Origin of the sequence: Nocardia sp. JW2 (assembly GCF_051843015.1) — a bacterium.
Taxonomy (GTDB): Bacteria; Actinomycetota; Actinomycetes; order Mycobacteriales; family Mycobacteriaceae; genus Nocardia; species Nocardia coubleae.
Genome location: NZ_JBPXLK010000046.1, coordinates 1 through 20109 on the forward strand (window position 1 = coordinate 1; position 20109 = coordinate 20109).

General features: G+C 68.2%; 16 protein-coding genes. 8 read left to right on the forward strand and 8 right to left on the reverse strand.

Annotation, left to right across the window (positions count from 1 at the left end; all coding sequences use genetic code 11):
* Window positions 1–208: 208 nt before the first annotated feature.
* From ACSVDM_RS30375 to ACSVDM_RS30400, 6 genes are all read right to left on the reverse strand, one after another.
* The gene (locus ACSVDM_RS30375) at window positions 209–967 is read right to left on the reverse strand and encodes an SDR family NAD(P)-dependent oxidoreductase (protein WP_439269112.1); all 759 of its coding nucleotides are present in this window, start codon (window positions 965–967) and stop codon (window positions 209–211) included.
* Between the two features lie 38 nt (window positions 968–1005).
* Window positions 1006–1266, reverse strand: a complete 261-nt coding sequence (locus ACSVDM_RS30380; RefSeq protein WP_439269113.1) for a hypothetical protein — start codon at window positions 1264–1266, stop codon at window positions 1006–1008.
* A gap of 18 nt (window positions 1267–1284) precedes the next feature.
* Window positions 1285–3201: a hydantoinase B/oxoprolinase family protein gene (locus tag ACSVDM_RS30385; protein ID WP_439269114.1), complete on the reverse strand. Its 1917-nt coding sequence runs from the start codon at window positions 3199–3201 to the stop codon at window positions 1285–1287.
* 9 nt (window positions 3202–3210) lie between these two features.
* Complete coding sequence (locus ACSVDM_RS30390) at window positions 3211–5277, reverse strand: hydantoinase/oxoprolinase family protein (RefSeq protein WP_439269115.1); 2067 nt, start codon at window positions 5275–5277, stop codon at window positions 3211–3213.
* A gap of 131 nt (window positions 5278–5408) precedes the next feature.
* Window positions 5409–6503 carry a LuxR C-terminal-related transcriptional regulator gene (locus ACSVDM_RS30395; RefSeq protein WP_439269116.1) on the reverse strand — a complete coding sequence of 365 codons (1095 nt, stop codon included), beginning with the start codon at window positions 6501–6503 and terminating at the stop codon, window positions 5409–5411.
* Between the two features lie 26 nt (window positions 6504–6529).
* Window positions 6530–7510 (reverse strand): AraC family transcriptional regulator, encoded by a 981-nt coding sequence (locus ACSVDM_RS30400; RefSeq protein ID WP_439269117.1) that lies wholly within the window; start codon window positions 7508–7510, stop codon window positions 6530–6532.
* A 189-nt stretch (window positions 7511–7699) separates the two neighbouring features.
* Between ACSVDM_RS30400 and ACSVDM_RS30405 the strand changes: the two genes are divergently transcribed.
* Genes ACSVDM_RS30405 through ACSVDM_RS30425 form a run of 5 tightly spaced genes read left to right on the forward strand, consistent with a single transcriptional unit; the run spans window position 7700 to window position 14480 of the window.
* A complete protein-coding gene (locus tag ACSVDM_RS30405; RefSeq protein ID WP_439269118.1) occupies window positions 7700–7909 on the forward strand; it encodes a hypothetical protein in 210 nt (69 codons plus the stop codon).
* A gap of 25 nt (window positions 7910–7934) precedes the next feature.
* Window positions 7935–9977, forward strand: a complete 2043-nt coding sequence (locus tag ACSVDM_RS30410) for a hydantoinase/oxoprolinase family protein (protein WP_439269119.1) — start codon at window positions 7935–7937, stop codon at window positions 9975–9977.
* Window position 9978: 1 nt separating this feature from the next.
* Window positions 9979–11925 carry a hydantoinase B/oxoprolinase family protein gene (locus tag ACSVDM_RS30415; protein WP_439269120.1) on the forward strand — a complete coding sequence of 649 codons (1947 nt, stop codon included), beginning with the start codon at window positions 9979–9981 and terminating at the stop codon, window positions 11923–11925.
* A 29-nt stretch (window positions 11926–11954) separates the two neighbouring features.
* The gene (locus ACSVDM_RS30420) at window positions 11955–12971 is read left to right on the forward strand and encodes a zinc-binding dehydrogenase (protein WP_439269121.1); all 1017 of its coding nucleotides are present in this window, start codon (window positions 11955–11957) and stop codon (window positions 12969–12971) included.
* Between the two features lie 33 nt (window positions 12972–13004).
* Complete coding sequence (locus tag ACSVDM_RS30425; RefSeq protein WP_439269122.1) at window positions 13005–14480, forward strand: aldehyde dehydrogenase family protein; 1476 nt, start codon at window positions 13005–13007, stop codon at window positions 14478–14480.
* A 64-nt stretch (window positions 14481–14544) separates the two neighbouring features.
* On the opposite strand, the gene ACSVDM_RS30430 is transcribed toward ACSVDM_RS30425, so the two are convergent.
* Together ACSVDM_RS30430 and ACSVDM_RS30435 are read right to left on the reverse strand one after the other, a co-directional pair.
* Window positions 14545–15768: an MFS transporter gene (locus ACSVDM_RS30430; RefSeq protein WP_084476247.1), complete on the reverse strand. Its 1224-nt coding sequence runs from the start codon at window positions 15766–15768 to the stop codon at window positions 14545–14547.
* 165 nt (window positions 15769–15933) lie between these two features.
* On the reverse strand, window positions 15934–16632 hold the full coding sequence (locus ACSVDM_RS30435; protein ID WP_439269123.1) for a hypothetical protein: 699 nt from the start codon (window positions 16630–16632) through the stop codon (window positions 15934–15936).
* A 416-nt stretch (window positions 16633–17048) separates the two neighbouring features.
* On the opposite strand from ACSVDM_RS30435, the gene dctP reads away from it, so the two are divergent.
* From dctP to ACSVDM_RS30450, 3 genes are read left to right on the forward strand one after another with little or no spacing between them, the layout of a single operon-like run.
* Complete coding sequence (dctP, locus tag ACSVDM_RS30440) at window positions 17049–18101, forward strand: TRAP transporter substrate-binding protein DctP (protein WP_439269124.1); 1053 nt, start codon at window positions 17049–17051, stop codon at window positions 18099–18101.
* Window positions 18098–18757: a TRAP transporter small permease gene (locus ACSVDM_RS30445; RefSeq protein ID WP_439269125.1), complete on the forward strand. Its 660-nt coding sequence runs from the start codon at window positions 18098–18100 to the stop codon at window positions 18755–18757. Before dctP ends, ACSVDM_RS30445 begins: the two co-directional genes overlap by 4 nt.
* Window positions 18754–20037 (forward strand): TRAP transporter large permease, encoded by a 1284-nt coding sequence (locus ACSVDM_RS30450; RefSeq protein WP_439269126.1) that lies wholly within the window; start codon window positions 18754–18756, stop codon window positions 20035–20037. The genes ACSVDM_RS30445 and ACSVDM_RS30450 overlap by 4 nt, the downstream gene beginning before the upstream one ends.
* The last annotated feature ends 72 nt before the right edge of the window (window positions 20038–20109 follow it).

Genomic DNA, 20109 nt, shown 5'->3' on the forward strand with positions numbered 1-20109 from the left:
CGTCGGGCGGCGGTGACGGCCTCGGTCACCTGGGCGGGGCCGGTGGTGGGGGTGAGTGCCACCTGGAGTCCGGTCGCCGGGTTGATCGTGGCGATGGGGTCGCCGTCACCACCGCTCCAGCGACCGTCGATATAACTCGCGGCCGCGCCGATCATGGTTGTCATGCGTGAATCCTTTTCGGGTAGAGATCAATTCGAGAAGGGGACGGTCAGCCAGCCATGTAGCCGCCGTCGACGACGAATTCACCACCGGTGGCGTAGGCGGCGCGGTCGGACAGCAGCCAGCACGCCATCTCCGCGATCTCGCGGGGCTGGGCGAGCCGGGCCGAGGGGATGCGCGCCATGATGGTGTCACCGCTGCGGCGCTTGGCGTCCTTCATCAGGTCGGTGTCGGTGTAGCCGGGGCACACCGCGTTGATCCGGATGGTCGGCGCGTACTCGAGGGCGGCGGTCTTGGTGAGCCCGATGACGCCGTGCTTGGCCGCCGAATACCCGGCGGTGGTCTTGAAGCCCGACAGCCCGGCCAGCGACGCGGTGTTCACGATGGCACCGCCGCCCTGGGCCTCCATCTGCGCCAATTCCGCACGCAGACAAAGCCATACGCCCTTCAGGTTCACCGCGATCGCGCGATCGAAGGCGTCCTCGTCCCACTCGCCGACGCGGCGGCCGCCCTGGCCGATCTGTCCGCCGCTGACCCCGGCGTTGTTGAACGCGCCGTCGAGGCGGCCGTATTCGGCGACGACCGCGTCGATCAGCGCGTTCACCTCGGCACCGTCGGTGAGGTCGGCGGACAGGGTGAAAACCTCCCCGCCCGCGGCGCGCACCTGCTCGGCGGTGGCTTCGAGGCGATCCTTCGACACATCGGTGAGTGCGAGCCGTGCGCCTTCCTCGGCGGCCAGCAGCGCGGTGGCCGTACCGATTCCGCCTGCGGCGCCGGTGATGAGAACGACTTTCCCGTCGAGCAACATGTGAGTCCTTTCGGAGTGAAAGAGGGTGGGGGAGAGGCTTATCCGACGCGCGAGGCGGGCCAGTCGTGGGCGGGCGAGCGCCACGCGGGCCAGTGGTCCTCGGGTTCGGGCCGGGTCACCGACACGTGGTGGAAGCAGTGCTGGCACTTCACGACCATGCGCGGGCCGAGGAAGTTGGCCACGGGGTAGCGGGCCAGCTCGGCCGCACCGCAGGCCGGGCAGGCGCCGTCGACGGGCACGCGTTCGACATACACGCGGTCGGTCTCGGGGCGGGGGAACAGGAGTCGATCGACTGACATGGCAGTGGTCCTTGTCTTTCAGAGGGTCCAGGTGAGGGGAGTGGCGACCGGCACCTGCCAGCGTTCCTCGGCACGCTCGGTCGCCAGGCGCGCCCGCTGTGCGGTGGTGGCGGCTTCGTCGACTTCGCCGTCGGCGAGCACGACTCCGTAACCGGCAGTGGCGAATTCGGCGCTCACCAGTCCGGCCCGCACGTCGGCCGCGACCCTGTCGGCTTCGCGTTCGAGCGGGTCACCCCAGCCGCCACCGCCACCGATGACGAACCGCAGGGCGTCACCGGCTTTCAGGATCAGGCCGGAGAACTTGCCCGTCTGATAGCGCGCGCCCCGGCCGAACTCACCGTGGTTGGGGTCGGGCCTGCCGTCGGCGTCGAACATGCCGAACAGCGGTTCGATCCCGCGAAGGTCGAGCGGATCGCTGTGTCGGGCGAGATCGAAATTCTCGATGTACCAACCGAACGCGGGAGCGCCCGCGCCGCCGCCGTTGGACCCGGGGGCGCCGACGCGGATCCGGTCGGCGGTGACGGTGACCATCGTGTCGGACTCGGCGTAGATCGAGTACACCGAACCGGCGCCGCCGCGGTACTGGCCCGCACCGGCGGTGTCGACGACCATCTCGTGCTGGACGACGACCAGCGGGCTCTCGATCTCGAGGTGTTCCTGAACGGAGGTGCGGCAGTTGCCGATCGGGATCACGCAGAACGAGACGCCGTCTTCCTTCCAGGTGCCGCCCCACCCGCCACCGGCGAGCGCGAACGCGCCCCACGGTGTGCCCTCGTGCCCGGCGCGGGTGTCGATGCCGCCCAGGCTGACGACCACCGCGGTGCCGGTGTCGCAGGCGAAGGCCTCGTCGGTGGCCTGGCTCAGCGCCTGGGTCACCACATTGATGCCGCGCGCGCCGATATCGGCGTGGTTGGAGCAGCTCGACGGCGGCAGCACCTGCACCACGCTGCCGGGCGGCAGGATGGTTTCGACCGGTCGCAAGGTGCCGCTGTTGACCGGCGTCGACGGGTCGACCATCAGCTTGACGGCTTCGATGCAGCGGGTGGCCTCACACCAGGCGGTCCCGCAGTTGCCCAGCGGTTGACGCCCGGAGCCGGAGAAGTCGATCTCCATCGAATCCCCGCGGACCTTCACGGTCACGTGCACCGGGATCGCCTCGCCGCTCACACCGTCCTCGTCGAGGAAGTCCTCGGCCGTGTAGTCACCGTCGGGGATACTCGCGATACCGCGGCGCATGCTCGCTTCGGTGGACTCGATGGCATAGCGCCCCGCCGCCCGGATCTTGTCCAGACCGCTGCGGGCGACGAGCTCCTGGAGCTGCCGTTCGCCGACGACCAGGCAGCCGTGCAGCGCGCGCAGATCGCCCAACACCAGCTGAGGCACCCGGTTGTTCTCGAGGATGAAGTTGAAGGTCGGCCGCACCGGAACGTCGTTGGCGTACAACAGCGTCGGCGGCAGTTTGAGCTGTTCCTCGAAGTGGGTCTGGGTGCCGTTGGAGAAGCCGCCGGGGATCGCGCCGCCGAGGTCGACCAGGTGCGAGGTCGAGTGCAGCAGGAATTCCACGCGACCGTTGACGAACACCGGACGCAACAGATTCACATCGGACTGGTGGATGGTGCCGCGCCACGGGTCGTTGACGAAGATGACGTCACCGGGCTGCATCGTGTCGATGTCCCAGTCGTCCATCACGAAGTTCGCGATGTGCGGTGCGGTGAAGGCGTGCTGCATGCAACCCTCCCACAGCGCGACCGTCTCCCAGCCGTCGTCGGTGCGCATGTGGATGGCGCTGGTGCAGTCGAGGATGTCCCGGCAGACCGGCGAGAAGGCGCTGCGCATCAGCGAATCCAGCATTTCGCGGGCGACTTCGATGAGGCCGTAGCGCAGGATGTCGAGCTCGACGTCGACGGCGGGGCCGGGGGTTTCGATGGTGGTCATGGTTGCTCCTCAGGCCTGCGGCTCGATGATGAGATTGAGGTCGTCGTCCACGTGGGCGGCCCGGCCGGGCAGCACGAGGGTGGTCGCGAACTTCTCGGCGATCAGGGCGGGGCCCGGCACCTGCTGGTGCGGCGCGAGACGTTCGCGGACGTGGATCGGTACCTCGACGGGTTCGGTGGTTCCCGGCACGGTCAGCCGGGTGGTGCGCAAGAAGGACTCACCCTGCTCGGGGGTGTGGTCGGCGGCGCCGAGTTCGCGCGGAATCACCGCGGTCACCTCGACGGTCGAGACGACCACGGGGATCTCGGGGGCCGCGAAACCGTAGGACTCCTGGTAGAACTCGTGGAATCGGGGGATCAGTTCACCGACCCGCTCGGCGGTGATCGCGCCCGCCTCGATGGGCAGCCGGTTGTCCCAGGTCTGGCCGCGGTACATCGCGAACACGGCACGCTCGAAGCGCAGACGCGAGACGTCGATGCCCTGGTTCCGCAGATCGGCCCGGATGCTGTCCTGCAAGGCCGTGAACGCGTCTTCCACCGCCTCGGCGCGGTCGGGCGCGAGCGGGGTCATGATGGATTGCGCGCGGGTGACCATGAGATCGCTGCGCAGCAGACCGAGCGCGGAGAACTGGCCGGGGCTGCGCGGCACGATCACCTTGTCCAGGCCGAGGATCTGGCCGACCCGGTCGGCGAGCATCGGCCCCGCCGAACCGGACGGTTGCAGCGCGAACTCGCGGACGTTGAGGCCGCGGTACACCGAGATGCTCCGCACCTTCGCGGCGATGTCCTGGCAGGCGATTTCGTAAGCGGCCGAAGCGAGTTCGAGCGCCGACATGTTCCACTGCTTGCCGGTTGTGCGCAGGGCCTCGACGGCCCCGTCGACATCGAGCTGGATCGCGCCGTTGGCGAACAGGTCCGGTTGCAGGATGCCGAGCGCGGTACACGCGTCGGTGAGCGTGGGTTCCACGCCGCCGCGCTGGTAGCAGACCGGGCCGGGATTCGATCCGGCCGAGGCCGGGCCGACGGCGACGTTGCCGAGGGCGCTGGGCCGGATCAGGCTGCCCGCGCCGGAACCGATGCTCTCGACGTCGACCAGCGGCATGGTCAGGGTCAACCCGGTCTCGAGGGTCCAGGTGTCGGTGAGCGGGGTCTTGCCGTTGCGGATCGCGGCCACGTCGGTGCTGGTGCCGCCGACATCGATGGTGAGCAGGTTCGGCGCGCCGCTCTCGTTGGCGAGTTTGACGCTGCCGCTCACCCCGCCGACCGGGCCGGAGACGAGTTGGAACACCGGTGCGCGGCCCGCGTCGGCGAAGGTCGCCACGCCGCCGTTCATCATCATGATCCACAAGGTGCCCCGGTAGTCCTGCTCGGACAGCCGGGCCATCAAACGCTCGAGATAGCCGACGACCGCCGGGCCCACGTAGGCGTCGAGCGCGACGGTGGTGGTGCGTTCGTGTTCGCGCGTCACCGGGTACAGCGCCGAGGTCTGGATGTAGGCGTCGGGCAGTTCCTCGGCGACGATCTGGGCGACCCGCTGCTCGTGGGCGGTGTTGATGTAGGAGTTCATCAGGCACACCGCCACCGAGCGGGCGCCCTGCTCACCGAGTTCGCGCGCGGCGCGGCGTACGGCGTCCTCGTCGAGCGCGAGCAGTTCGGTGCCGTCGTAGCGCAGACGACCGGGGACACCGAAACGGGATTCGCGCCGCACGATCGGGCGTTCCTGGTGCGGGCGCAACCAGGTCGGATCGTAGAAGCGGTCGCCGAATTCGCGGTGCATGCGCCCGATGTCGAGCAGATCGCGGTGGCCGCCGGTGGCGATCAGGCCGGTGTGCGCGCCCGTGCGGCTCAGCAGCGCGTTGATGCCGACGGTGTGCCCGTGCACGATCTCGGCGACCTCGGGCACGGCGACCTCGATCGCCGCCAGCGCCGCGAGGACGCCGACTTCCTGTTCGGTGGTGGACAGCACCTTGCCGTCGCGGACCTCACCGGTGGATTGGTCGAGCCCGATGATGTCGGTGAACGTGCCACCGACGTCGATGCCGACGATCCAGTCGGCTTTCCGTTCGCTCTGTGTCATACCGCGCCTCCGTGCCGTGTGCGGCGGCTGTGCTGCCGCTCTATGTCACACGTCACTTTTCCGCCCGGCGGGCACGCCGACATCTGGCGCGGGTCGGAGTTTCGTACGACCTTCGGCCGGTTCGCGACGCATCAGGCGCGCAGCGGCCCGGGCGGGTCCGAGTTCCGCAGCCAGATCGATACCGCTTCCGCCCGGTTGGCGGCGCCGAGCTTGCGCAGTACGCGGGTGATGTGGGTTTTGACCGTGCCCTCGGAAATGGTGAGTTTGCGGGCGATGCGCGCGTTGGAGTCACCCTCGGCGAGCAACCGGACGATCTGGACCTCCCGGCGGGTGAGAACCTCGTCGTCGTCACGGCTCAGCGCGATCGAGCGGGTGACAGTGCGGCCCGGCGTGGACCACCTCCCCAGCCCTTCGAGCTGGGCGCGGATCGCCGCCATGCCCTCCAGCATCGACACGCGCGCCAGCTGTTGGCTCACCCCCTGAGCGAAGGTGGACAGCAACAGTTGGTCGACGTCGTCGAGCACGCGCTGCTGGTGATAGCAGTCCCCGTGCACGAGGCCGACCACCTCACCGTCGACCAGCAACGGCGCGATCCCGTACGAGGAGGACTTGGTGATCGCCGCCAGCGGGCGGTTGACTCGCGGATTGTCTTGCACCTGGTGCACGAGTACAGCGCGTGCATCGACGACCGTGTCGTTCTCGACGAGCCCGTGGTCGAGAATCGGCGGGTTCTCCCGGCCGACCGCGACGATGTCGGCCGCCCATTGCGGATCGCGGACGACGTGCATGGTGTGCAACCGCCACGCGCCGTCCACCGTGGAGACCAACGCGCGGTCGAACCCGAGGTCGCAGGTCGCCTCCGGGATCCGGGTGAGCAGCGAATCCACGCTGGTGACCGCGCTCAGTTCCGACAGCGCGGCGTGTACCTTGCTCAGCCGCTGGGTTCGGTTCGTGAGCCGAATCCGCGCCTGCATCGATTCGGCCGCCCTGATCCGGTCGAGCAGACCGATCAGTTCGGCCAGCCGGGTGGGCGAGGAGCCCGCGGCCTCGGTGTCGCGCAATGCGCGAGTGGTGACCAGGTCCCAGAGTGCGCCGAGGCTCTCGCCACCGGGATGGAACTGGTGTTCCACCGGATCCCGATCGAGCACGGCACCGGCGTGCTCGGCGATCTCGGCGATGGTGGCGTTCAGTTCGGCGACACTGCACTGATTCGATGCGCTGCCCATGTTCGGCTCCTGTACTCCGCCCGCACTCACTCGAGGCCGGCCCGGCCCGCGGTTTCCGACGGCAGTTCACCGAATCGTTCGCGGTACTGCTGGGCGAAGCGGCCGAGATGGAAGAAGCCCCACCTCATCGCCGCGTCGCTCACCGAAGCGGCTCGGCCGGAGGACAATTCGTCGCGCACCCGGTCGAGCCGCACCGCTCGGACGTAGGCGCTCGGCGTCATGCCGACCGCGTCGCGGAATGCCAATTGCAGTGCCCGGGCGGTGACCCCGGCGCGGGCGGCGAGCTCGGCTGTCGAGATGTCGGCGTCGGGGTGGGCGTGGATGTAGGCGACGGCCTCGCGTACCCGCGTGTGTCCGATGCTCGGCGCGGAACCGGTGAGGACCGGGGTGAGCTGGCTCGGTGCGGTGAGCAGAATCTGGGTCATCAGCGTCGACTCGAGTTCGCGGCAGGCCAGCGGCATCGTCGACACCCCGCCTTCGCGGGCCAATTCGTCGTAGACGAACCGGGTGGAGGCCAGCAGGGCGCGGCCGGCGGGGGTGTCGATGGGGAAGGTGAGGTCGAACAGGACCGGTTCGGTGTCGCGGCGTCCGAGCAGCCGAGCCGCGTGGCGTTCGAACGGCACGCGGCGCAGATTGATGTGATAGTGCGCGGCGTCGGCGCTCCAGCGGATGGACACCGGGGCGTCGTGCACGAACGCCACTCCGGCCTCACCGGCGCCGAACGATCGGCGGGTGCCGTGTTGCGCCACGGTGCTCTGGCCGGCCACGGACAGATTCAGGTGATAGCACGTCTGCATCGGGGGGCCGTCGATGCGGGCATCGGTGCCGTAGGCCATCCGGCCGACGGTCAGGCTCTGCGACCGGACCGTCTCCAGGGCGAAGTCGATCCCGTGCCGTTCGTCGAGGACGAGTTCGTGGTGGGCGAAGGCGGCGGCCACGTGATCGTGGGCGGCGGCCGGATCTTCCGTGCGAAAGGCGCTCACGCACGCCGCGGGTGCTGACGACAACGGCAGACCCTCCTTTCAGGCGTGATGGGTATCACATAATGAATATAATATACTTTCTTCAATTCGAGTCGCGCTTCGCTCGGTGGACAGTGTGCCTTCGCCGAGCGGATTGTGACCCAGGTCTCCTGATCCTACCGTCGTCCTCACGGCACCCGGCCGCACACTTCATCGCCGGAGGAGGACCCAGCCATGGCTGACACACCGATACCCCTCGAGGTGAACCGTGAACCCCGCGAGGGCACCTGTCCACGATGTGGCGCCGCCGAACTGCGCGCGTACCCCGTCGTCGCCGAACAGGGCTGGGTGCAGGTGGTCAAGTGCCAGCGGTGCCTGCATTCCGTGACGCGGGAGCCGTGGCACCGGCTCGGCCCCATCCAGCTGCGCGCCGACCTCGTCTGAGCACCGAAGCACTTCAGGAGACATCATGATCGCAGTCGATGTGGGCGGCACGTTCACCGACGTTGTCGCCTGGCGCGACGGGCGGATCCACACCGCCAAGATTTCCACCGACTACGCCGAGGTCGCTGGCCCCGTGCTGCGCGGCGCCGAGGTGCTCGGCGTGGCAGACGCGGCGGTGTTCAACCACGCCAGCACGCACGGCCTCAACGCCGTGATCACTCGGCAGCTGCCCAAGATCGGCTTCCTGACCACCGAGGGCCACCGCGACATCCTCGACATGGGCCGCGTCTGGCGCCCGGCCGAGGCCATTCTCGACCCGCACTGGCGGCGTAGTTTCGGCGACGCCTCGCGGCCGCTGGTGCAGCGCTACCTGCGGCGCGGCATCCACGAGCGCGTCACCGCCGACGGCGGCGTGCTGTTCGCCCTGGACGAGGACCAGGCCAGGACCGAACTCGAGGTGCTGCGCCGCTGCGAGGTCGCCGGTGTCGCGATCTGTCTGATCAACGCCTACGTCGACCCCGTGCACGAACTTCGCCTGCGCGAGCTGGTGCGCGAGGTGCTCGGCGACGTGCCGTGCTCGATCTCGAGCGCGGTGTCGCCGCTGGCCAAGGAGTACGCCCGCGCCTCGACCACCGTGATCGACACCTTGATGAAGATCATCTACTCCGATTACACCGCGGGCCTGGAGAAGGGCCTGAGCGAACTCGGCTTCACCGGTCAACTCAACTTCGCCGACTGCGCGGCGACCCTGGTGCCCTCGGCGCAGGCGATGGAGCAGCCGTTCCGCATCGTGTTCTCCGGCCCCGCCGCCGGAACCGTCGCCTGCGCGCATTTCGGCGCGCTGATCGAGGAGAACGACCTGCTGTGCGCTGACGTGGGTGGCACCTCGTGTGACATCAGCGTGGTGAGCGGCGGCGAGCCGTTCGTCAACACCACCTTCGAACTCGAACACGACCTCGTGGTCAACGCGCTGGCCAACGACATCTCCAGTATCGGCGCGGGCGGCGGCAGCATCGTGTCGATCGGTTCCGCTGGCGAGATCCAGGTCGGCCCCGACAGCGCGCGGGCACAGCCCGGGCCCGCCTGTTACGGCCGCGGCGGCACCCAGCCGACGACGACCGACACCTGCCTGCTGATCGGCATCCTGGACGCCGACGACTTCGCCGGCGGCGAACTGCAACTCGACGCCGACGCCTCCCGGCGGGCCTTCGAATCCCTCGACACCGAGCTGGATCTGGCGCACCGGGTCCGCTACGCCTACGAGATGGCGGTCAACAACATGGCCGAGGGCGTGTTCAACGTCGCCATCAAGAACGGTGTCGACCCCCGCGACTACAGCCTGGTCGCCTTCGGCGCCGCGGGCCCGATGCTGTTGCCAGCGGTGCTCGACACCGTGCAGTGCAAGCAGGTGATCGTGCCGCCGAATCCCGGCCTGTTCTCCGCGGTCGGATTGCTTTCCACCGACCAGGTTTTCACGGTCGACCGCAGCGCCTACCTCATGCTGACGGGTGACGCCGCTCCCGCGATCGACAAGCTGTTCTCCGAGATGGAGGAACAGCTGCGGGCTCGCACGGGCGGGGGCTCGGTGCGGATGCTGCGCAGTATGGACGCGCACCTGGCCGGGCAGAGCTGGGAGACCCCGTTCGTGCCCGTGCCGAGCGGCACCATCGACGAGGCCGCCGTCGCCACCATGGTGTCGGCTTTCCACGACACCTACGAGGCCCGCTCGGGCAACCGCTTCGAGATCATGCCCGTCGAAGGCGTGACGTTCCGGGTGCGCGCGATCCTCGACACCCCCAAGGTCGAATACGCCGAGCTCCCGGCCCGTTCCGCGGGCGACGGCCCACTCACCCCTCGCCGTACCGTCACGCTGCGGTACCTGGGTGACCTCGACTCGGACGGTGTCGGCGCCCAGCAGGCCCACGTCTACGACCGCACGAGCCTGCGCGCAGGCGATGTGCTCGACGGACCCGCCGTGGTCGAGGAAGAACTGTCAACCACTCATATCGGCGCGGGCCAGCAGGCCACCGTCGGTGTGTACGGCGAAATCGTGATCCGGAGGAAGTGACATGTCCCGTTCGACCATCCCCACCGCCCCCCGGCTGCGCGACCTCACCGACGCCCAGTTCCGCGAACGCTACGGCGCCGACAGGTTCAGCGCCACCGTGATCACCAACCGGCTGCGCTACGCGGTCGAGCACATGTCCACCGGTTTCATGCGCGAGGCGTTCTCGCCGATCATCCGCGACTGGTACGACTTCGCCTGCACCATCAGCGGTCCCGCGAACAAGGGCTATCCGATGGCCGTGGTCAGCAACAGCCTGGTCGTGTTCCTCGGCACGATGGGTGACGCGGTCCGCAGCGCCGTGGAGGAGTACGGACCCGACAACCTGCGTCCCGGTGACGTGTTGATCTGCAACGACCCGTACCGCGGTGGCAGGCACGTGAACGACGTGGCGTTCACCCGCCCGGTGTTCGTCGATGGGGAGATCGTCTCCTTCGTCACGATGTGCGCACACCAACTCGACATGGGTGGCACGGTGCCCGGCGGCTTCTCCGCGACCAAGAGCAACGTCTACGAGAACGGCCTCGTCATCCCGCCCATGCTGCTGTGGGCGCAAGACGAACCGGTGCGCTCCACCTTCAGCCTGATCTTCGACAACACCCGCTGGGGCGGCATGCTGCTGCCCGACTTCAAGAGCATCTTCCAGCAGCTGAAGCTGGGGGAGCGGCTGATCCTGGAGAACATCGAAAGGTACGGACTCGCGGCCTATCTCGGCACGCTCGACTACTCCTGCGACACCTCCGCCGAGCGCATGCGCGACGCGATCGCACTGGTACCCGACGGCGATTACGCGGGCTCGGCGCTGATCGACGCCGACGGACTCGACGACACCGTCGACTACACCGTGCGGGTACTCGTGCGCAAGCGCGGCGAGGACATGGAGATCGACCTGTCCGGCACCTCGCCCCAGGCCAGGACCTGCATCAACTGCGGTGTGCTCGACGCCAAAACCGCTGTGGGCGTCGCCCTCACGATGCTGCTCGACCCGAAGGTGCCGTTCACCTCCGGCACCTGGCGCAATGTCGACCTCGCGGTCCCACCGGGCACCATCGTCTCCTCGCTGCCACCCGACGGCGGCATCATGATGTTCTGGGAGGCCTCCGGCGCTGTGGCGTCGGCGATCTTCGACGCCCTCAACCCCGTCCTCGGCAAACACGGCGTCGGCGGTGACTACGGCTCCACCAACACCCACAACGCCTCCGGCCTGCGGGCCGACGGCACCCCGTGGACCTCGGCCACCCAGTGCGGCGGCGAGCACGGACCGTGGGGCGCAACCCATGTCGGCGACGGCGACAGCTACACCGTCCTGTTCACGCTCAACAACCTCGACCCCGCGACCGAGACGATCGAACGTGAGTCCCCGGTGGTGCTGTTGCGCAAGGAACACGCCATCGACACCGGCGGCGCGGGCACCTTCCGCGGCGGGGCGGCCAATCTCAAGGACGCGCTGTGGCTCACTGCCGGCACGCACTACCTGTCACCGTTCCGCACCAAGCAGCCCTCGGGTGTCGGCGCCAACGGCGGACAGGCCGGGCCCACCGGAGCGATGTGGCTGTTCCCGCCGGGCGCGGACGGCGCGACCCCCGGCCTGCTCGGCACCGACTCGCAGGTTTATGCCGACAGCGTGCCCGTCGCCGGGGTGCTCGATCCGGAAACCAAGGCGCTGGACTCGGTCGACGGCCGCTACCACTACTTCGCCGCCGAGCAGGTGTGGTCGACCGGACCGAACACGATCCTGCGCTGCCTCACCAATGGTGGTGGCGGATGGGGCGATCCGATGCGGCGTGATCCGGAGCGAGTGCTGGCCGACGTCCGTAACGAGTACGTGAGCGTCGCAGGCGCCGCGCGCGACTACGGGGTCGTCGTCGAGGGCGACCCGCACCTCGACCCCGAGGGCCTGCGCATCGATCACGAGGCGACAGCGCGGCTGCGCGCCCGCCCCTCCGCCTGATTTTGCTCGCACGAGACAGGAGAAAACTGATGAAGGGGATCTTGTTCCCGGGAGACGGCACCACGGTGCTGAAGGACTTCCCCGAACCCGAACCGGGCTACGGCGAAGTCGTGGTGAAGATCCGCGCCTCGGGAATGTGCGGCTCCGACCTGCACTTCTACCACGGCGCTTTCGACTTCGACCACGGGGTGATCCAGGGTCACGAACCGTGCGGTGAGGTGTACGCGGTCGGCGACGGTGTCGACCCGGCCCGCTTCGCCGTCGGTCAGCGGGTGATGATCCACCACTACTTCGGCTGCAACACCTGTCGCCGTTGTCGTGCGGGCTGGCCGCAGATGTGTGAGACCGCACCGGGCAAGACCATGGCGGTGCACGTCAACGGCGGCCACACCGCCTTCGCCCTGGTGCCGACGGCGGCGCTGCTGCCGATGCCCGAAGGACTGTCGTTCAAGGCAGGCGCGGCCATCGGGTGCGGCACCGGGACGGCGTGGGGTGCGATCAAGTGTGCCGGTGGCGTCGCGGACACGACCACGGTGGTCTTCGGGCAAGGGCCGGTCGGCCTTTCGGCGACGATGTTCGCGGCGTCGATGGGCGCCCGCGTGATCGCTGTCGACGTCGACAACCGCAGACTCGCCGAGAGCGAACGGTTCGGTGCCGACATCGTCGTCAACTCCCGCGAGCAGTCCGTGGCCGAGGTCGTCGCCGAACATACCGGCGGCCGTAAGGCCGACGTCGTGCTGGAGACCTCCGGCCGGGCCGGTGAGGACGCCCTGGCCGTGCTCGGCACCTTCGGCCGGGCCGTGTTCATCGGCTTGCCCGGGCACGTCGAGTTCACGACCCAGTCCGTCTACAAGAATCAGTGGACGCTGATGACGTCCTGGACCATGTCGACGATCGAACAGGCACGCTGCGCCGATTACGTTGTGGCGCACAATCTTCCGGTCGACGACCTGTATTCGCACACCTGGACCCTCGAGCAGGCGGAAGAGGCCTACCGATGGTTCGACAAGCAGGACGCGGGCAAGGGCGTCTTCCTTTTCGACTGACCCCCAAGTCCTTTCGTTGATTCGGAGAGATCTATGACCACCACCCATCCGGTGCCCGCGTTCGTCGGCACGGCCAAGCACAACCTGATCGGCGGACGCTGGGTGCCCGCCGCCTCGGGCGAGACCATCGACGTCGTCAACCCCGCCACCGGTGCCACCATGGGCACCATCGCCGCGAGCGGCGCCGCTGATGTGGACGCCGCCGTCGCGGCTGCCCGCACCGCCTTCGAGGGCGAATGGAGCCGCTGGACCCCGCACCAGCGTCGCTCGCTGATCCTGCGTGTCCACGATTTGGTGCTCGAGAACTTCGAAGAACTCGCCACCATCGAGACCCTGGACATGGGCGCCCCGCTGACCCGCACACGCGGCCTGCGCGAGTGGACCTCGCAGGTACTGCAGTTCTTCGCCTCCCAGGTCGACGCGGGCACCGCGAGCACGCCGCCGAACTCGCTGCCCGGTGACTTCCTGACCCTGCGCTACCGCGAACCCGTCGGCGTGGTCGGCGGGATCATCCCGTGGAACGGCCCGCTCATCGGTCTCTGGTGGATCTTCGGCCCGGCCCTGGCGACCGGCTGCACCGCCGTCCTCAAGCCTGCCGAGGACGCGTCGCTGTCGGTGCTGCGGGTGGCCGAATTGCTCACCGAGGCGGGCGTTCCCGACGGTGTCGTCAACGTGGTCACCGGTTACGGCAAGGACGCGGGCGCGGCGTTGGCCGAGCACCCCGGTGTGGACCGCATCGCGTTCACCGGTTCGGTCGGTACCGCCCAGACCATCGTGCGCGCCTCGGCCGGGAACATGAAGCGGCTGCAGCTCGAGCTCGGTGGCAAGTCGCCCGACATCGTCTTCGCCGATGCCGATCTGGATCTGGCGGTGCCGGGCGCGGCGATGGGCGTGTACACCAACAGCGGTCAGGTCTGCGTGGCCGGCACCCGTATCTTCGTCCAGCGCTCGATTCACGACGAATTCGTCTCGCGCATGGCCGAATTCACCAAGACGATCCGGGTGGGTGACGGCCTCGACCCGAACAGCCAACTGGGCCCGCTGATCTCACAGCGCCAACTCGACCGGGTACTGAACTACATCGACATCGGTTCCGGTGAGGCCGAATTGGTCAGCGGCGGTAAGCGGCTCGACGGCGACCACGCATCGGGCTTCTTCGTCGAGCCCACGGTGTTCGCCTCGGCCACCAACGAGATGACCATCGCGCAGGAGGAGATCTTCGGCCCGGTGGCGACGGTGATCCCGTTCGACGACACCGAGGAGGCGCTGCGCCTGGCCAACGCCACCCCGTACGGGTTGGCCGGTGGGGTCTGGACCAGGGATCTCAGCACCGCGCACAAGGTGTCGCGCGGCATCAACGCGGGCACCGTCTGGGTGAACTGCTACGGGATCCTCGACCCGTCGGTCGGCTTCGGCGGAACGAAGATGAGCGGCTACGGCTGGAAGGGCGGCCGCGAACACGTGGAGAGCTACCTCTACCCGAAGGCCGTCTACATGAACCTGGGCTGAGCCGCCCAGCGAAAACGGCCGGGAGACGATGAAGTCTCCCGGCCGTTCTTCTGTTCGTCGAGGATCAGCGAGTCACGCGCAACCGTTCCCGATCGCGGAGCGGGTCGGCGAGGAACAACGCCGCCACCGCGGCGATCGCGCCCACCACACCGAGGCATTGGAAGGCGGCCGTATAGCCGTCGACCTTGCTCGCCGACGCGTCGACCACGATCCCCATCGACCACGGACCGATGATGCCGCCGATCGCCTGCAGCGCGAAGAACGCGCCGATCACCCCGGCGGTCTGGCGCGGCGGGCACGTCGCGATGACCGCCGCGTTGAGCAGCGGGAAGATCGCCACCACCAGGCCGTAGGCCACCGACACCGCGATCACCGCCAGCAGCGGCGACCCGAGCAGGGGCAGGCTGAGCAGCAGTACGCCGGCGATCATGACACCGACGCACGGCACGACCACCCGCACCAGCCGGGTCGACAGGCCACGACTCACGCCGCGGTCGCTGAGCCATGAGCCACCGACGAGCGTGGCGATCCCGACGAAACTCGGCGCGGCGAACAGGGTGCCCGACTCCAGTCGCGAGTAACCGAGGCCCTGTTCGAAATACGAAGGCAGCCAGGTCAACACGACCGACATCAGCGCGTACGCGGTGATCGCGACCACGACCGCGGAGACGAAGGTCTTCGACGTCAGCAGCCGTCGCCACGGCACCGCGGGTTCGGTCGTGGCGTCCTCGGGCGCGGCATGCTTGCCACCCACCTGATACGGGCCCGGCCGCCACGTCAGCAGCCACGGGACGCACCACAGGGCGGTCGCGGCCGCGAGCACGATGATCGCCGCGCGCCAGCCGTACTCCGCGACGACCAGCGCCAGCAGGGGTACGACGGCCATCTTGGCCAGCATGCTGCCCGTGAGAATGAGCCCACTGGGTAAGCCCCGCTTGTTCGGCGGATGCCACGAGTACGCCGCGGTGTGCAGCAGAGCCGAGGTGGGCCCTTCCGTGAAACCGAGCAGCATCCGGCTCAGCAGCAGCACGGCGAAGGTCGCCCACACCACCAGCGGCAGCATGACCAGACCCCACAGCACCGCGATGAGCGCGATCGACCAGCGCAGCGCCAGGAGCTTGTTGATCGGTCCCGCGAGGAACCCGCCGACGGTGAAAGCGAGGAAGAACAGGCTGCCCGTGAACCCGATCTGCGAGGCGCTCAGATCCAGATCCTCGCGCAGTGGCTGGGCGATGAGCCCGAACACCGCCTTGTCGGACGCGTTGAGGAGGTAGAGCACCACCAGCATCCCGGTCAGACCCCATCCGGTTATCCCGGGGCCCGGGGTCGGTGGCGATGTGGCGGGCGAGGTTTGCTCTTGCGCGAGTTGTGTCACGTGCGTGTCCTTCGGGGGCTCGGGGGTCGCTTCGCTCGGCACGAGGTGGGCGGCCCCGACGAGCCGCCCACCCGCCGTCTATTTCTGGCTGGGGAACGGGGCGTTGACCGTGTCCTGGTACTGGATGACGGCCGCGATCGCCACCGGAGCGCCGACCAGGATCGCGCCGGTCAGCACACCGATCGGGGCCAGGGCGGCGGCGCCGATGAGGCAACCGGCCAGCGGGCCCGCACCGAACAGCAATGCCAGGGGCCCGGTGGCGACACCGGCTGTCACGCCGCCGAGCAGACACCCGATGGTGCCCGCGCCGACCGCCCCGACCAGGGCGCCGACGGCCGCACCCATCGAGATGGTCGAGGTCATCCGCGACCAGGCGGCCTGCTCACGGTCGTACGGGGATTTCCACGGTGCCTGTTCCTGGTGGGGGAGCGCGACGGGTCGGTAGTGGGCGCGGGCGGGATCGAGCACCGGGGTCAGGCGCGCGGTGTCGCCGGTGATGGCCACGTCGATCGGAAACGCGATGTCGTCGACGTTGAACTCGAGCGGCACGCCGGCCAAGATCTCGCCGCGGTCGGACCGGATCTGGAACTGGCCGTTGTCCACGATGAGGGCGCCGTGCTCGATCTCGATGACGGCCGCGGTTCCGTCCTTGTACGCGGTGTAGTTCACGCCGGAGACGATGTCGACGCTGAGGGGGTCGGCGGCGGCGACGGTCGAGGTCAGGACCAGGGCGCTGAGCGTGGCGGCACAGGCGCCTGCCAGACGGGTGGGTTTCATAGTGCTCCTCGAGAAGGGGGGTGGGGTTCTGACGCGCCGGCCACCGAAGTCGGGGGTAACGGAAGGTTTGCTGGTGGGCAGGATCTGCCGCCGGACAGCGCGAGATCTGCGTCGGATCGCAAGCGGATCGGAGCAGAAAACATAATATATTCGCTGAGCAAGGTTTCAGATCGGGTTTTCGCGAACTTCATCCGAACGCGGATTTCGGCGCCGGTACGGTCGAATCGCCAGTGACGCGTCACACTTCTTGATACGGTGCTTTATATATTATGCGGAACTGTGGCGTCAGCCACACCTGATGAATCGGAGACGAGCGTGGGTTTCAAGTATCGAGCCACCCCACCCGAGAGCGATCCGGCAGCGCCGACTACCTCGCTTCGACGGCTGCCCGGAGCTTGCTCGGGTGGTGGCAAGCCATGACGCGTCGTCCGAAAGCTGCACTGGCAGCGCTGGCCGCGATCCTGGTCGCGACCGCGGGCTGCGGCTCGGCGGAACACGGCTCCGACGACGGCATCACGCTGGTGGTGGCCGACGGATTCTCCGGTGGGCATCCGGTCAGCAAAGGTGGCTCCGCCCCGTTCTTCGCTTATCTGCGTGAGCACGGTCCCGAGGTCGGCTTGCACCTGGACTACTACGGTGCCGGGCAACTGGGTAAGACCCAGGAAATGCTCACCCTCGTCCGAACCCGCGCGGTGGACATGGGATTCGTCCTGCCGGCCTACCTGGCCGACGAGTTGCCACTGACCGGCGTAGGTGATCTTCCGGGGCTGACCGACGATCCGTGCACCACGGTTCAGGTACTCGATCCCCTGGTGAAACCCGGCGGGATCATCTACGACAAGGAGATCGAGCAGCGCGGTGTCGTGCCACTGTGGGGTGCTGCCGTCTCCGGGATCGAGGTCTTCACCGCCGACCGCCGCGCCACCCGACCCGAGGACCTCGCCGGCCTGCTGGTGCGCTCGCCCGGTGGCGTGGGTGACCGGGTCGCGAAAGGCCTTGGCGTGGCCCCGGTCTCGTTGCCGGTCGGCGACATGTACGAGGCGCTCTCACGTGGAACGATCGATGGTGCGCTGTTGCCGCGCTACGCCGTGCTCTCCTACAGCTTCCAGGAGGTGCTGCGGTACGGCACGCTGCGGGCGAATCTGGGCTCGAGCAGCATCTGGTTCACCATCAACGCCGATGCCTGGGCCGAGCTCGACGACGCGCAACGACGGGTGGTGCAGGCGGCCGCCGAAGTGGCGCGCGCGGGCGCCTGCACGTCGATCGCCGCGGCCGACGCGAAGGCCGTCGACGCGATGCGGGCGGCCGGAATCCAATTCGACGAGGTCAGCCCACAGACGCGCCCACAGTGGGACGCCGCGCTCGCGAGCGTGCGCGCCGAATGGGTTCGCGACCTGGAATCAGCGGGCCTGGACGCCCGCGAGGTTCTCGATGCGATCGAGGCCCGGGTCGGGGGAGCGGCGAAATGAGTATCGTTCACCCCTTCCGGCACGGTACCGCCCAGCGCACCATGTTCGGTTATCGCACCGAGGAACACCCCGGACTGGATCGCGTCCAGAACGGCATCTCGGCGGTCTGCGGCGTCATCGCCGGAATCGCGATCGTCGCGATCGTCGCGTTGACGCTCGTCGACGTGGTCCTGCGTACCTTCTTCTCCGTCACAGTGGGTTGGGCGGTCGCGTTCATCGAGATGTACCTGCTCACCATCGTCGCCTTCTTCGGACTGGTGACCGCCTACCGCAGCGGCGCCCACGTCGCGGTGACCAGCCTCTTCTACCGCTTGGGCGTGCGGATGCGGAAAGTCCTGCTGATCGCGGCCTACCTCGTGCTGCTCATCGGCATGGGCGCACTGCTCACCGCCGGTATCGAAGGCCTGGTGTTCGCGATCGCCATCGACGAAGGACCGATCCGCGGGTCGTCGGAACTGCTCGTACCCGGGTGGTTCATGCGCGCGATTCTGCCCGTCTCGATGGTGCTCGGCATGATCGTGGTCCTCATCGATCTCATCCGCGAGCTGATCGCGCCCTGGACAGTCCTCGCCACCGACTACGACCCAGGCGACACCCCTGAAACAGCGGTGGCTACAAGTGATTCCGGTACCGACATCGCGGGAGGTGCGCGATGATCGCGCTTGTCATGGCAGTGCTGCTGATCGCGCTGATCGCCGTCCGGGTGCCGGTGTCGTTCGCGATTCTCGGCGCCGGTCTGGCGGGCTTGGCGCTGCAGCTGTCGGTCGGGGCCGGACTCGGTGTCCTGGAGGCGGTCCCGGTGGGATCGGTGCAGTCGCTGTCCCTGTCGGCGATTCCGCTGTTCATCCTGATGGCACATCTGATGCTGATGTCGGGAATGATGGACTCGCTGTTCAACGCCGGGCGCACGATGTTCGGCCGGATCCCCGGCGGCACCGGAATCGCTTCCACCGCAGCGGGAGTCGGTTTCGCGGCCATCTCCGGTTCGTCGACCGCCGCCGCGGCGACACTCGCCGAGACGACCAGCAAACGCATGATCGATGAGGGATACCGCCCGACCACCGCCACCGGCATCGTGGCCTCGGTCGGCACGCTCGGCGGCATGATCCCGCCCAGCGTCATCCTCGTGTTCTACGCCGTCACCGCCGAAACCAGTGTGGGGGACATGATCGTCGCCGGCCTGGTTCCGGGGCTGATCATCGCCGCGGCGCTGTTGGCTGCCATGCTGCTGCCCGCCCTGCGCGACCCGTCCAGGATGCCGCGCGGCGAACGGTCCTCCTGGCTGACCAAGATCAAGGCGGTGCTCGAGGCCCTGCCGATCGCGGTCGTGTTCCTGGCGGTGGTCGGGCTCATCTACTTCGGCATCGTCACGCCCACCGAGTCCGCGGCCATCGGTTGCCTGGTCGCCGCACTGCTTGTCGCGATACGCGGCCGCATGACCGCCACCGGTCTCGTCGACGCGGTGGTCGATTCGGTCAAATCCAGCGCGATGATCTTCGCCATCGTGATCGCGGCCCACGTGTTCGGTTACGCGTTCGCGCAGACCAAAGTCGCGGCCTCGATGGTCACTTGGATCGAGGGCCTGCCGGTTCCGCCGATCGCGATCATGCTCGCGTTGCTAGTCATGTACATCGTGCTCGGCTTCTTCATGGACCAGGTCGCCATCATCGCCCTCACCGTGCCCATCGTCTTGCCGTTGGTGGAGACGATCGGCTACGACGTGATCTGGTTCGGCGTGTTCGTTGTCCTCATGGGCGAGATCGGCCTGATCTCCCCACCGCTCGGCCTGAACGTCTTCGTCGTGGCGCGGGCGACCGGCCGCGACACCGTCGAAGTGTTCCGGGGTGCCGCGCCCTACGCGGTCGCCATGGTGATCGTCGCCATCGGCTTCATCCTGTGGCCCGATGTCGTGACCTGGCTACCGGATTCGCGGTAGCTGGTCAGTGTCGCCGGCTGCCGGAGACACGGATGTCGGGAAGTGAGCGCAGGCCGGCAGGTCGACTTCGAT

What these genes read in the sequence shown, in the direction of transcription:
- ACSVDM_RS30425 (WP_439269122.1), top strand. Translation starts at nt 13,005, where the DNA reads ATGACCACCACCCATCCGGTGCCCGCGTTCGTCGGCACGGCCAAGCAC.
- ACSVDM_RS30395 (WP_439269116.1), bottom strand. Translation starts at nt 6,503, where the DNA reads ATGGGCAGCGCATCGAATCAGTGCAGTGTCGCCGAACTGAACGCCACC.
- ACSVDM_RS30415 (WP_439269120.1), top strand. Translation starts at nt 9,979, where the DNA reads ATGTCCCGTTCGACCATCCCCACCGCCCCCCGGCTGCGCGACCTCACC.
- ACSVDM_RS30385 (WP_439269114.1), bottom strand. Translation starts at nt 3,201, where the DNA reads ATGACCACCATCGAAACCCCCGGCCCCGCCGTCGACGTCGAGCTCGAC.
- ACSVDM_RS30375 (WP_439269112.1), bottom strand. Translation starts at nt 967, where the DNA reads ATGTTGCTCGACGGGAAAGTCGTTCTCATCACCGGCGCCGCAGGCGGA.
- ACSVDM_RS30420 (WP_439269121.1), top strand. Translation starts at nt 11,955, where the DNA reads ATGAAGGGGATCTTGTTCCCGGGAGACGGCACCACGGTGCTGAAGGAC.
- dctP (WP_439269124.1), top strand. Translation starts at nt 17,049, where the DNA reads ATGACGCGTCGTCCGAAAGCTGCACTGGCAGCGCTGGCCGCGATCCTG.
- ACSVDM_RS30380 (WP_439269113.1), bottom strand. Translation starts at nt 1,266, where the DNA reads ATGTCAGTCGATCGACTCCTGTTCCCCCGCCCCGAGACCGACCGCGTG.
- ACSVDM_RS30405 (WP_439269118.1), top strand. Translation starts at nt 7,700, where the DNA reads ATGGCTGACACACCGATACCCCTCGAGGTGAACCGTGAACCCCGCGAG.
- ACSVDM_RS30410 (WP_439269119.1), top strand. Translation starts at nt 7,935, where the DNA reads ATGATCGCAGTCGATGTGGGCGGCACGTTCACCGACGTTGTCGCCTGG.
- ACSVDM_RS30390 (WP_439269115.1), bottom strand. Translation starts at nt 5,277, where the DNA reads ATGACACAGAGCGAACGGAAAGCCGACTGGATCGTCGGCATCGACGTC.
- ACSVDM_RS30450 (WP_439269126.1), top strand. Translation starts at nt 18,754, where the DNA reads ATGATCGCGCTTGTCATGGCAGTGCTGCTGATCGCGCTGATCGCCGTC.
- ACSVDM_RS30430 (WP_084476247.1), bottom strand. Translation starts at nt 15,768, where the DNA reads ATGCTGGTGGTGCTCTACCTCCTCAACGCGTCCGACAAGGCGGTGTTC.
- ACSVDM_RS30435 (WP_439269123.1), bottom strand. Translation starts at nt 16,632, where the DNA reads ATGAAACCCACCCGTCTGGCAGGCGCCTGTGCCGCCACGCTCAGCGCC.
- ACSVDM_RS30445 (WP_439269125.1), top strand. Translation starts at nt 18,098, where the DNA reads ATGAGTATCGTTCACCCCTTCCGGCACGGTACCGCCCAGCGCACCATG.